This is a genomic window from Mucilaginibacter sp. UR6-1, assembly GCF_020880975.1.
In the GTDB taxonomy this organism is placed as follows: Bacteria; Bacteroidota; Bacteroidia; order Sphingobacteriales; family Sphingobacteriaceae; genus Mucilaginibacter.
Genome location: NZ_JAJIWP010000003.1, coordinates 1,067,169 through 1,080,300, shown reverse-complemented (window position 1 = coordinate 1,080,300; position 13,132 = coordinate 1,067,169). Strand labels below are relative to the sequence as shown.

The window sequence follows — 13,132 nt, the reverse complement described above, 5'->3', positions numbered from 1 at the left end:
AGGGATGGTCTTTTCAGTCAACCTGCCTTTGTCGTCGTACGTATAGGTAAATATCAACTTACTGATGATTGCTGTACTTAGCGTATAACTGTTGTTAGCAGCCAGCAAGTTTACTGCCTTTGGTGGCAGGATATGGCTGATCAGGCCCGCTTCGTTATATACATAATAAGTATCATTGTTCTCTGTTGCACTGACCACCTGACGTTTGAGTAGAGTACGCCCGACATTATCTGTGAATATTAGTGTTGTATGGTTCTCCGCGTCAGTGGCCTGGGTGACATTTAAGCTGCCTGCCGCATAAACGCCTGATTTGGTTCCGCCAGGAAGCCAAACCGGTATAGTGCCGTCTGCCGCTACGCTCGTTCGGTAGTTTATCGTAGCATAATGATCTCCTGCTAAAGGCTGGAAGCCATTGCCAACACTCCCGGCGGACAATACACGTTGCAGGGGGCTGTTTTCAAACAGTTGCTCTGCATAAGGCTTGTTGTCATCGGCGATTTTATCTGCAGTACCGTTGCTGTAAAACGCGGGCTGTTCTGTACTCAGGGCATTCGGCCGGTAAACACCTGTGCCATCGTTACCAGCGTAAGGTAGGTAACTACGGTTTTGGCGGCCCTGGCTATCATAATCTATGGGCTGTATGATGTCCTTTTGTGTCGGACTGCCTTTCGATACCACCGATTGCACCGGACGGCCTAAGCCATCCAGGAATACCCGGCTAACGTCCTTTTCATAAGCTGACAGATTGTAAATACTGGTATCGCTTTTTATTCCGGCTACTTTTATACGTTCTGTTTGCTCAAACGTGATTGGCGTTTGTGAGTAGGCAGCGTTATTGCTGATTAGATATATTATCGCTGTGAGGATAAAATAAATACGTGATCTCATGTGATAGGTGTTAAAGTTATTCGACGCCTCCTGTAGGTGTGCACACTTGCGTTGATACAGTCAGGTACATCGCCGTTCTACCATTAAGTTCCAGTCCCGGATAATAGATGGAAGCCCCTCCTGTATAATTCGCGCAAAACTGATCGTTCCCTAAACTCGTGGGTTTTAATAGGAAGTCTATACCTCTGAAACCTTTTCCTGTAGACGAATTATAAACCTGCCCGGTCACATAGATGCGTAGGTCATATTTACCTTGTGGCACTTGGATAGAATAAGGTGTCCCGTCAGGCCCGAGCACCACGTCAAAATGATATTTAAGCACACCATTCTTATAAAAATCAAGTCCTGTTATTTTCCCGGTACCATTTGTAAGATTGGCAATGGTAACAGGTACCTGTACTTGGGAAGAGTCAATAACGGTAATACTTCGGTTGCTTGATTTGGTTCCATAGAACGGAGATGTTTTGGTAACGGAAACATTGTAGGTACCGGGAGCCATATAACGATGCGCAACCAATCCGGTAGGTTCTTTACTGATAGTTACCGGAGTGCCGTCACCGAAGTTCCAGCTATATTGCAATCCGTCTGCGTTGAGCAGCGTATTAACAAACGAGTTAACAGATGTGTCGGCGAACATTGACTGGTTATTGTAATTGCGAGGGTTGGGTAACGAAATGGCCGGTGTCGTAAAGGACTGGAAGCTTTCCTTAGTTACATAGGATTTTTTCATCACAATATTTTTATCCTGGTCATAAACGTGGGACAGGCGGCCCCGGCCTTCATAATCAAAATAAGTACTAATGCCGTTACTGTTCGTTTCAGACGTTTTTTGCTGCGTTTCAGCATCATACCCAAAACTGCTTACTTGTGCGTAATCAGGATATAACCAGACATCGTCCACTTTGGCATTACCGGTTACCGTAGCTGTGAACGTAGCTGACATATTGGTCACCGGCACAAGCATTGAGCGGTAGGTATAATCACTACCCGATACCGCCGGAAGCGTATAGGTGAACGCTTGGTTGCTGCTATTAGTCAATGTGAGTGTTACCGTACCGCTTGTAGCCCAGGCTGAGAAGATGTAAGATGTGGCCTGGCTGCTTTTTTTAAGCGTACGGGTGAGCGTTTTACCAGTCAAGTCTTTGCTATAAGTCCCCGAATGTCCGCCAATAATCTTTGCGGTATCCGTGTTGAATGCCGGGCCTACCGTGCTTATGTAATCAAAGTCTGTAAAGCCCACCTCATCTGCACCGGCACCCGCCACCCTTGCCGCTGGATTGACCGTGTTCTCGTCCTCAATATTTGTGAATACCTGTTTCCGGTTATTGTTGTAAGTCAACGGTGCTCCACTCAGATTAAATGACACATTGTTTTGTTGCACAATATATCTGCTGTCATGACTAAATACTCCTGAACTAATGACCGAAGGCTGGAAGTTGGTTATTCCTATTGGCGATATTAGAGTAAGGGACTGAACAGGTAATATGCCGTCAATAATCCAGTTTCCGCTTCGATTGAATTTGGTAAGTTGCGCGCTGATGGTTTTAGTTACCCCTGCGCGTGTTACCTGCGTATAACTTTCGACCGGCAGGTTTTGATTACCCAATTGCAACACATACAAAGCATTGGCAATACTGTCGCTGGAGGCTGCGGGGGAATAATCCTTAACGTATTTTATATTGGTCGTCCGCACGCTACCATCACTGCGGGTGGTTTGGGTACTGGTCGGCAGTTTGTGGTTTGTGCCATTGTAATTATAGCTTACAGTATTGGTTTGAAACCTGGTCTCATCATTCAGGTCATAGCTTTTCGTTGTTGTCTGTACAGGTAACTCTGATGTGGTAGTAAAGATACTGTACTTTATATAGTTCTTGGCCAGCGTACTATTATCTTCAAACTTTAACCCTGTGATGATTACCGGCGTGCTAAAGCTTCGATTATAATTGTATGTTGTTTCTGTTACTTTCTGACCGCCTTCGTTATAAGCAATGGTGCTTAACGGTAGCCCACGTTCAAACCCGTAGTTAATATCGGGAGCAAATGGATAGGCCCTTTTTTCGTTTGATGCATAGGTAGCTGTGCCACAGCCAATCCTTGCCGAATAGGCCATTGTGGGCTGCCAATCTGGGGAGGCCGACAAATCCCAGTTCATGGCCGGTGTGCTGTATTGGTATAAAACATTACCGGTTCCCGGTGAACTCACTCGCACGTATCCGTACAAAACATTGTTGTCTGTCGCTGAAAGATCGGTTTCCGAACGCACGGTGCTGGCTGCCCACTTGGCCTCTGTCGTTCCTGTTCCTGTATATGGTGTGGTAAAGGCATAAGCCGGCATCGTTACAATGCTGCCACTGCTTTGTCCGGTTGATGGGTTTAAATAAGTATAGTTAGTTACCTGGTTACGGCTAATGTTGATGCCATCATAATCTGTAATTTGTTTGACACGCACACCGCCACCCTGGATTACAGCCTGCGCTGTTCCGTCATAGAAGTCGTTAGGTTCATATACCAGTGTCGTACTGCCACCGTTCAGGTAGTTGATACGCTCCAGCATCCCGTTAGCAATAGCGGATGGATTAACGGTACGATCTGCTCCTATTAGCTGGTAAGCATAGCTCGATGATGAAGCTCCCGGTGCAATCGCCCTGTATCGTTCTAAATTGGAATTAGAGGGGTTGATGTAGAGCGTTGGTAGCAAAGTTGTGTTGGAAGCCGCATTATAATAACCCCATAAATCTTGAGCCTTTGAGGTGGAATCAGGTAAAGACAATGTATTGTTGGTTGCTGAAAGCCCTTTGTAATCAAATTTGAATTGATTCAGGACATCATTATAAACTGGACTTTGAACTCCGAATTTTTCAGGTCGAAGAACTCTCACGCTTCCTAAGTAATGCCGCAGATGCGTATTTGGTGTATTAGGATTAACGGGCGCAAAGTAGGAGAAGCTGATTTTTTTCCCCAGCCCGGTAATATACTTAAGCAAAGGGGCATTAGTGCCATCCTGTATGATATTTTCGGCTGGGTTTCCCTGAGATATAACATTACCATACCAGAAATCGACTGATGTTGTGGGTAATCCGCCCATGCGGATAAGGATATTTGTCAAGCACTTAAATTGCGTGATGTTCTTTAGTGTAAATTGCGTGTTTGTACTGTTATTCCCGGTAGCTAGGCGTAACGTTGAATAACTCGTGTTTCGGCGGGGAGCCGATCCATAACTGAACATGATAAAGTTACCCATAACATCAGCCATGAAACTGAGCTTCCATGCCCGGTAGTAGCTTACACCCTGAGATAGCTGGTTGTATAATCTTTTATTATACGATGGAGATGATGTAGCGACGGCTGTTAATGATGTGGATTCTTTTTCTTCAAACGAATATCTTACACCTTTATCATTAATTATTGTGAATGAGCCTAACCTGTTAGCGGGATCTATTGTATAACTAACTTGAATATCCTGGTAAGGTGTGACTTTAATATTATGGTTAGCATCAAAAATCAAGTCGCAACTCAAGCCGGGCGCATTTACATGAAAAATATCGGGTTCTGTGTCTGAGTAATCCGTAAAATTATTCGTCAGGTAATTATTATCGGCCGTTTCATCGGTACAGTTAGCTGTGCTGCCGTCATTTGTAATATTGAAATTATTAATCTTAGTACCGTTGCTATTGTAGAACCATCCTAAACGTAATGCATCTGTACTCGGATTGTCGTCAGGCAAACCGCGTAATTCCCTTGTGATCTCTCCACCGGCAGAAAGGGACCAGCCAATACCGGTATATCCATCTAGCGCGTTTACCTTTACCCCTCGACTTGCGTAAACAAGCGAGACAGGCACAGATATCTGCCCGGTGCTCATCGTGTGAAGCGGAATTGACGCAATGGGGGTACCGGTAGCGTTATTAACACTTACATTTGCACCGTTTTGAGCCATAGCTGTGCGTGAAATTATGCCGATCAGGCACAAAAGAAAGAGAATTTTACTTTTATTCATTGTGATAAGAAAGATGTAAGCGAATTTTAATACTTATGAATAAAAACTCAGTTACAGCAACCTGTTAAATTTGACTAAATATGATAATGAAGTATTTTGACGTCCCGGAGCAAAGATTTCAGGGAAAGTGAAATTGTCAATTTTGGTATAGCACAAGTATTACACTGATTGTCGGATTTAGAGATTTGCTGATGCATTGTGACGAACAAACGTTTAAGGTTCTCAATTATAGGTAAAATCTTACAATTATTTAAATCTAATTTTTTTGAAATAAAAAAGAGAAATCGGCTGATCAAGAGATACCAATGATTGGCAGACGTTAAATATTACAGCCCTGCCTATACAGCACGCAAAGCAAATGACATAGCACCAAATTCAATATCAGTAGTAAAAGTCTGACGCTTGCTTAAACCTAAAAATCAAATGCCTAAAATACACCCTTTTAACTTTCCTTTGTTTATCTTTGCATAAGTAAATCAACCGGATTGCAACGTTCTTTAAGTCAAGTAGCTTCCAGCAGGAAGCTTTTAAAAATATTGGGATTGATTAGTGGCAATTTAGTGGCAGTAATTTAAAAAACATGCTAAAAATAGCCTCAGAACGCCCGAATCGAAGAAAGTTCAAATCCCTCCGGTATCGTAGCCTCCCTAGAATTTCGCTGACCGGTCGCAATGGGCGAATTTTCGAAATTTTTCGCTAATGTAGTGGTGGCAGGTATGTTTTAATGGGATTTAGTCGTCAACAGGGTAATTCAAAATATATTAATTTTAGTTAGCTCTAAATTAGCAAATTTTAAAGGAGTGACCGGATCACAATACCCGTTTGAGTATTTCCGTTACACTGATAAAACAAAGGTCTGCCTTCGTTTTATCAAGGCGCTCTTTCAATTCCCGGCCAGGGTGGATATAATTGCGGTAGATACGTGATAAATTGCTAAGATGCGGGAAATCATTGCCAAAAAGCTTCTGCGATTCGGCATGATCGATAAGGTCACTTAGTACGCAGTTGTACAATTTTTTTGGCTTCAGTACCCCTTTGTCCATGACTGGTATGGTCGCCATTTTTTTCTTCTCAAAATAATAGGTCAGGACTAACTCAACCATAGAACCCGAAAGTACAATGGTCGCTTTGTCATTGCCCACAAGCGCATTAAATACCAATTCATTGTAATCCCTTTCAAGCAGGGGAGAAAACTTCTTATTCGCCTTTTTGATTTTTTCGATCAGGCTGAAATAACGGAGCTGTTCTAACTTTTCGGGAGTCATTGACGCGATTCCTGCAATCCACTGAGCGGGAAGCTTATAGTTTTCTAACCTAGTTAATTCCGCTTCGATATTAGGATTTATGGCATAGACCATCGCTTGGTAGTCATTGCGTTCACCCGTTTCGGTAATGTATTTCCTGCCGATCCACTGATCACGCAGTGAATCTGCGAATTGCTTCTGTGCCCCCATTAATTGCGGGAATCTGTTTTTCGGGATGGCCAGCTTTCCGTCTTTAAAGCCACTTTCCTTTTTAACATTCGCTAAAAATATCCGCAATTTATCTAAAGCGAAATCCGACTCTTTTTTCAGAAGGGCAATGGCTTCCCTTTGTTCTTGTTCAATTAGCTTCTTTACTTTGGCTTCTTCCTCTTGTTCTTTTAATTTTTGTCGAGATGATTGCAGATTATTTTTAAGAAACTCATCCTTCGGATCGATACTTAGTCCCTTTTCATACCACTCAACCGCCAGGACATAATCTTTACTTTTGCCGGCGATTACCCCAAGGTTATTACACGCTCCGCTGCTGTTTGGGTTTGTTTCGAAGAGCCGCACGTAAAGTTTATAGGCCTTGTCATCATCCCCGAGATGGCTGAATGAATAGGCCAGTTCAAATAAAAGGTTTGCTTCCTCTAATTGCTGCTGGGTGAAATGCGCGGAAAGGTTGATTAGCAACTGATATGATTTGGCATTAAAAATTTTAGAAAATATCTCCTCAAGCTGCGAAACCATTGCCTCTTTAAGGGCATAGTAATCATCCAGGTCTTTGATCAAATCATTTACTGCCAGATCTAGCTTTCCTTTATTTTCTGAAGACACACTAATTTGAATTCCATGCGAACTAGCCAGTTCATCAATGATAAAATCATAATTATAAGAACCGATCAATGTCAGAGTTTTCTTTAAGGCCTGATGGACATCCGCTTCTTTATAAAGAGCTTTGGCAAGAATAAAGCGGGTAAACCAGAGTTTACCCTGCTGCATATTGGACAAACCCTTTAACCTTGATCTTTTTAATAAGCTTATAAGCTTCTTCCAGTGAAGGTTCAAAATAAATGGAATCAGTAACATTAGGCGAAAGCCAGACCGGACCGCCTGTTAAACTGCCGTCACTCATCTTTTCCTCGGTGATGAATAATTCATTCAGCAGTCCGCTAATAGCCGTCTGGTTGCCTGTCTCTGCATAGAGGCTTAATAGGCTAATAATTCCAAACCAACAATCGTTGTGATCAGCACTTAAATTCAAAGACCTTCTATAAAAATCCTCTGCTGCTTCGGGGTCATTAAGCTGTCGTTGACAAACACCCAGCATATAAAGTACAGGCCATTGATGGTGACCTCCATTTTCTATTTGCTTTAGTCCCTCATTATAATAATTCAGCGCGGTTGAAAATGAGCCGTTCTTATAATAATACCAACCCAGGTTCCAATAAAGTGAAGCTGATGTCACTTCATTATTTATGGCGTCATTATAAACCAAGAGTTCTTGCTTGAAATTTTCGTTTCGCCTGTATTGTTGTGCCAGGTTAATATAAAATACCGGCTCTTCTGGAAATTTCTCGATGGCTTCCTGATAGAGCACTATTCGCTCTCCATCACCATAGTAGGAATAGCCGGAATGATAAACTTCTATCGGTGTTTCTTTAGCCTTACGCGATTTTTCGTGGTAATATTTAGCTTTTGACTGGTCATATATATAGTTATCAGCTTTACTGCTGTCATAACATCGCTTGTCATAGATGATCGACAAGCTGTAACAAACGTGACCGGTCATCACTTCGTTTTCGTCACGAAGTAGGAGGTTCAATAGATATTTTTCAGCATTTTTATATAGTTTATTGTCGATGGCTATTAGCGCCTCAATATATTCATAAGTAAGTTTTTGAGGGAAATGCAATCTCAATTCCGAGCAAAGCACTAAAGCTTCGGTTTCTGCTTCTTCGGAGTAAAACTTCCAAGCCTGGTTGATTTTTTCTTTATAAATCTCTTCTTCGTCGTTCTTGGTCATTAGTGTAGGTTTAAGCAACTCTAATGTACAAATTTATGCAAATTTGAAATGCACACTCTGCTTCTGATTTATTAACATATTAGTACCAATGAAGATCAAGAAAAAAATTTGTTGCTGATTTTTCTGTTAGTGAAGTGACGATATATAATGGCATAAATGCTTATTGAATTTTTTTATCGAGAAATATAAATCTCCATAACCCTCTCTGCACGAATTTGACCGACTTTTATGAACATAATATTTCTTGATTTTGGATAATAGTTGAATTGTGTTTCAAATAATTGATTATTAATGATTTAAATATTTTCTATAAAAAACCCATTTATTGTTGCCAAAATCGATTAATGCTCTATATTTCCACCCGCGTTCGGACTTTAATTTAAGGAATAAAATATGATGATTTAAACGACGATTTCTATTCTTTAGAAAATAGAGCCACAAGACGCCGTAAATCCTTTAAAAAGAAGTTCGAGTTTTGTACCAAAGGGTTCACATACAATAATATAAAAGCCTTAAAGAACTCTTTAAGGCTTTTATAATTAAATCTTATTATCAAAATCAACAGGTACGCTGAGTATCGTCTAACTTCTTCTTCATCGCATTGAGATCAGCTTCCATTCGGGTAATAATTTCGATCGAAATTTCAGGCGTAAATTCAATTTTAGGAACAAGCTTGTCTCTGAGGGTGTTCATTTCCTTGGCAATGCTCTTTTGTTCAGTGATTGCATATTCTTCCGTCTGCTTTACTGACTGGTGGCCAAGAAGTTCCTTCACAATATGAATCGGCACGTTATTAGCCAACGTAACTGTGCTTCCGAAGGTACGTCTCGCTTTGTGCGTATTTAATTCCGATGAGATGCCGCAGATGTCGCCTATCTCTTTTTAGATAAGCATTCATCTTCTGATTAGACTTTACTGGAAGAACGCTTCCGCGCTCCAGGCAAAGCGGATGGCTCTTATACCGGCTTATGATTTCTAACGCCTGAGGTAGTAACGGTACATTAGTGGCTGATCCTGTCTTTTGGCGCTCGATCATGATCCAGGGCTCACCGTCAATGCCATCCTTAATGTCACTTGGCTTCAAGTTAAAGGCGTCAACGTATGCCAGACCCGTATAGCATTGGAATACAAATACGTCCCTCACGACCCCTAACCTCGAAGTGGAAAAATCATGATGTTCTAACTTATAAAGCTCATCGCTCGTAAGTGGCTTCTTATTGGTCTTAATTTTCCGTGCCTTGAAATTCTTAAAGGGGTCCGAAGCGATTATATCTTTATCAATGGCACGTAGTACAATTTTTTTAAAGTTAGCAATGTACTTTAAGGTAGTATTGTGGCTGCAATCCCTGACCGTTTTCAAATAAAATTCATAATCTTTCACAAACTCATAATTCAAATCCCTAAATTCTATATCCTCGACCATATACTTGAACTTAAGGAATTCATGTATATGCTTTCTTGCAGTTACATAACGTTCGTGCGTTGCGTACGTATATTCACCTTTGCTTATTAAAGCTAGAATTTCGTCGTTATGCAACTGAAACTCTTCTAAAACTGTAACCTTTGATACTGTCTTTCCCAATACATAATCCATAAGTTTTTGGGCAGTTACGGAACGCTCGTTGTACACAAGCTCAATTTTGTACTGGTTAAATCTTGATACCAGCGCATCAAGAAATTGATTAAGCAAGCGGGCATCTTCTTGTTGCCTGTTGCTCGTTCTGCCTTTTGGTCCCATCTTGAAACATCCCACTTATGCCTGGTTGATGTTTCTTTGGGAACTCCATCGACGATGACCCTAAGGTAAATAAATCTGATGTTGTTTGCCGTTTTTGGAGTCTTCAAAAAGAAGGTTAGTCCAATGTTGCTTGATAACATAATTCAACTTTTTAAATTGTTATTAAATGTCGAACTATAGCGCTTTCAAATCAAGTCGTTAACGTGCTTTACATGTTGATATAAAAATACTTATATCTATTTTTGTGGCACTTTTTTTTAAAATAAAAAATGCCACAAATCTGCCACAAAAAGTTTGGGCATTTTTGAAAATTTTGGTGGTACAGGGTTAAATGAAAAAAACCTGCAAATCCAAAATTTGCAGGTTTTATCAAGCTTTTAAAGATATCTCCAGGTTTTTACACCTGAAGCTTTACCGTGGTAGCGGAGAAAGAGGGAATGGAACTTTTTGCTGTTTTACCAGCATTTACGCGGTTTTCCAACTTTCAATATCGTTTGTGCCACAAAATTGCCACAAATTTTATTTCTACCATCTTAACCACCTTTTGATGGGTGATTTTTGATTTGGCGGAGAGAGAGGGATTCGAACCCCCGGACCTTTAACAGTCAACGGTTTTCAAGACCGCCGCAATCGACCACTCTGCCATCTCTCCGGGGGCAAAAGTACAAAACCGACTTGAATTGCCAAATTTCAATGTTAATTTTTTCTTAAAAAATCAGCTTTTTGAAACAACCCTTTGATAAACAAGCAGATTAATTTTCATTTGGCTTGTTATTTGTGGCCCTGAATGTATTAAAAAGGGGTTTTGCTATCTTGATATTGCGCTTCGAGAGATCGACACTGGCGTTCAATTCAAACCCGATAAGCACAACAAGCGAGTTCAGGTACATCCATATCATTACAACAATCAGCGTACCGATAGATCCGTAAACCTTATTGTAAGCCGAAAAGTTATTGATATAATAGGCAAATCCTATTGAAATGAGTAAACCTAAAAATGTTGCCAGTACCGAGCCAGGGTTAATAAATTTCCAGCGTTGTTTGTGTGCGGGGCCATATCGGTACAGCACGCCCAGTGTTACAAAGAATATGATCACGATAATGATCCACCTTGAGAAGGCTATAATGTACGACCAAAAATTGCTCGTACTATAAATATGCTCCTGCAAAAAGCTGATCACTGATTGCCCGGCTATCATTAATACTATGGCGAAGAACATGGCAAAGCTTAACACCAGTGTAAGCAATAAGGCTGTCCACCGGCGTTTTAGCCAGGTGCGGGTTTCAAGTTGTAAAGATGATTTATTAAAGGCCCGCATAAGATTGCTGATGCCGTTGGTAGCAAAATATAAAGCTGAAAAGAAACCGAACGAAAGCAACCCGCCATTACGGTTCTTAACCAGATCAACAAGCGTAAGTTTAAAGGCCTGATAAGCGTCATCAGGCAAAATCAGTTTAAATAGCTGCAATAACTCCCGCTGAAACTTGTATTCGGGTATATAAGGGATAATAACCGGGATGAACGGGATAACAGATACCAGGAAAATCAATGCCGGGAATATGGCCAGCATGAAACTGTAAGCTAATGATGACGCACGGTTACCCAGCGACCCTTGTTTGATCTCCAGGATAAAAAATACAACTACGGTATATAGCGGCAGCGGCCGAAAGCCGGGTATAATGAGGGTTTTAGTCCAATCAATAAACCTGCGGTAAAATGCAAACCTGAAAAAAAAGTTGTGCAGCCACTCCATTTACTCAAAGCTACTCAAAATATGGCTTGGTCTTTTCAATAAACTCCTGCGGGGCAAGGCAGGGGCGGTTAGTTTTCATGTTGATGAAGGCAAGTAACGTTTCGCCTATATTGATGAGTTCTTGTTTTTCATTAAACAGTTCGTACCTGAAATGGATCTTAACACCGGGCAGTTTATCCATAATTACACGGATGGTTATTTCCTCATCATACAATGCCGGTTTAAGGTACTTGCACTTCATCTCGAGCACGGGCATCATAATACCGGTTTCTTCCATTTTACGATAGGTCATGCCTAATGAGCGCAGCATATCCACCCTGCCTACTTCATAAAACTCAGCATAGTTACCATAGTAAACATAACCCATTTGGTCGGTTTCGCCATAGCGTACACGTATCTTGGTGGAGTGCTCAAACATTACTTTTTGATGTTCCTTTCGTTAAGTGCCTGCTGAAATCTGCGTGCGTTCTTTAAGTGCTCAGCCTCAGTAACCGCGAAGTTGTGATAGCCGGAAAAATCCTCTTTAGCGCACATGTATATGTAATCGCTTTTTAAAGGATCAAGCACGGCTTTAATAGCATTGATGGATGGCATCATAACCGGGCCGGGGGGCAAACCCTCGTGCAGGTAAGTATTATACGGCGAGTTAGTAACCAAATGGCGGTTAAGCACACGCTTAATAGTAAAATCGCCTGTAGCGAATATAACCGTTGGATCGGCCTGTAGTTTTTTACCTATGCGCAGCCTGTTAAGATACAAACCCGCTATGGCAGGCATTTCATCATCATACATAGCTTCCCAGTCGACTATTGAGGCCAATATAGATACCTGGGCCGGTGTTAGGTTTAATGCCTGCGCTTTGGCTTTACGCTCGGGTGTCCAAAACTCGGTGTAATAGGTATACATCTTATCGATGAATTTATCGGCCGATGTGTTCCAGTAAAACTCATAGGTATTAGGCAAAAACATCACGTAAACATTATCCGTGTTTAAGCCGAATTTTTCAACATATTTAGCCGAATCAAGTAAATTGAGCAATGTGGTTGAATCAGGTTCTAATTGCTTTGATATAAACGCCGCGAACTGGTTTTTAAGCCTGATATTACGGATGGTTAGTTTCACCGCTTCCTGGTTACCGGACTTCAGCATGTTAATAAAGGCCCTGTTGCCCATACCCTTTGTTAAACGGTATTTGCCCGGTTTTACCTTAGCGGGGTAATCCATACTTTCGGCGGTAGCCTCAAATGCATAAACATCCTTAACTATATGCTGATCCTTAATTGTGTTAAGTACCGCATTATAATCAGATCCTGTTTTTATGTAAAGGTATTCTTGCTCATCAGTAACATTGGGGCCAAAAAAGCGCAGGTAATAAAATATACCGGTAATACCCAGCCCAACAAACACTAATACAATAAAGGCTATAATAAATTTTTTAAACCTGCCCGATGCAGGCTTTTGCTGCTGATCCATCTTGGTTATAAC

Annotated in this window: 9 protein-coding genes and 1 tRNA gene; all 10 read right to left on the bottom strand. The window is 41.2% G+C overall.

Annotated elements, in window-relative coordinates:
* On the bottom strand, window positions 1–888 hold an 888-nt coding region (locus LJ707_RS15235; protein WP_228952500.1), incomplete at its 3' end, for a DUF6443 domain-containing protein.
* A gap of 16 nt (window positions 889–904) precedes the next feature.
* Window positions 905–4,885, bottom strand: coding sequence for a PKD domain-containing protein (locus tag LJ707_RS15230; RefSeq protein ID WP_228952498.1), 3,981 nt, complete (start codon window positions 4,883–4,885; stop codon window positions 905–907).
* A gap of 809 nt (window positions 4,886–5,694) precedes the next feature.
* Window positions 5,695–7,131: a tetratricopeptide repeat protein gene (locus tag LJ707_RS15225; protein ID WP_228952496.1), complete on the bottom strand. Its 1,437-nt coding sequence runs from the start codon at window positions 7,129–7,131 to the stop codon at window positions 5,695–5,697.
* Entirely contained in the window at window positions 7,118–8,155 is a 1,038-nt protein-coding gene (locus LJ707_RS15220; protein WP_228952492.1) for a tetratricopeptide repeat protein, read from the bottom strand. The genes LJ707_RS15225 and LJ707_RS15220 overlap by 14 nt, the downstream gene beginning before the upstream one ends.
* A 558-nt stretch (window positions 8,156–8,713) precedes the next feature.
* Entirely contained in the window at window positions 8,714–9,013 is a 300-nt protein-coding gene (locus tag LJ707_RS15215; protein WP_370632408.1) for a hypothetical protein, read from the bottom strand.
* Window positions 8,949–9,893: a site-specific integrase gene (locus LJ707_RS15210; RefSeq protein WP_228952489.1), complete on the bottom strand. Its 945-nt coding sequence runs from the start codon at window positions 9,891–9,893 to the stop codon at window positions 8,949–8,951. Before LJ707_RS15210 ends, LJ707_RS15215 begins: the two co-directional genes overlap by 65 nt.
* 564 nt (window positions 9,894–10,457) lie before the next feature.
* Window positions 10,458–10,545 (bottom strand) — tRNA-Ser (locus LJ707_RS15205).
* A 100-nt stretch (window positions 10,546–10,645) separates the two neighbouring features.
* Window positions 10,646–11,647: a YihY/virulence factor BrkB family protein gene (locus LJ707_RS15200; RefSeq protein WP_228952485.1), complete on the bottom strand. Its 1,002-nt coding sequence runs from the start codon at window positions 11,645–11,647 to the stop codon at window positions 10,646–10,648.
* Window positions 11,648–11,657: 10 nt separating this feature from the next.
* A complete protein-coding gene (locus LJ707_RS15195) occupies window positions 11,658–12,065 on the bottom strand; it encodes a thioesterase family protein (protein WP_228952479.1) in 408 nt (135 codons plus the stop codon).
* Entirely contained in the window at window positions 12,065–13,120 is a 1,056-nt protein-coding gene (mltG, locus tag LJ707_RS15190) for an endolytic transglycosylase MltG (RefSeq protein ID WP_228952476.1), read from the bottom strand. Before mltG ends, LJ707_RS15195 begins: the two co-directional genes overlap by 1 nt.
* Window positions 13,121–13,132: the final 12 nt, after the last annotated feature.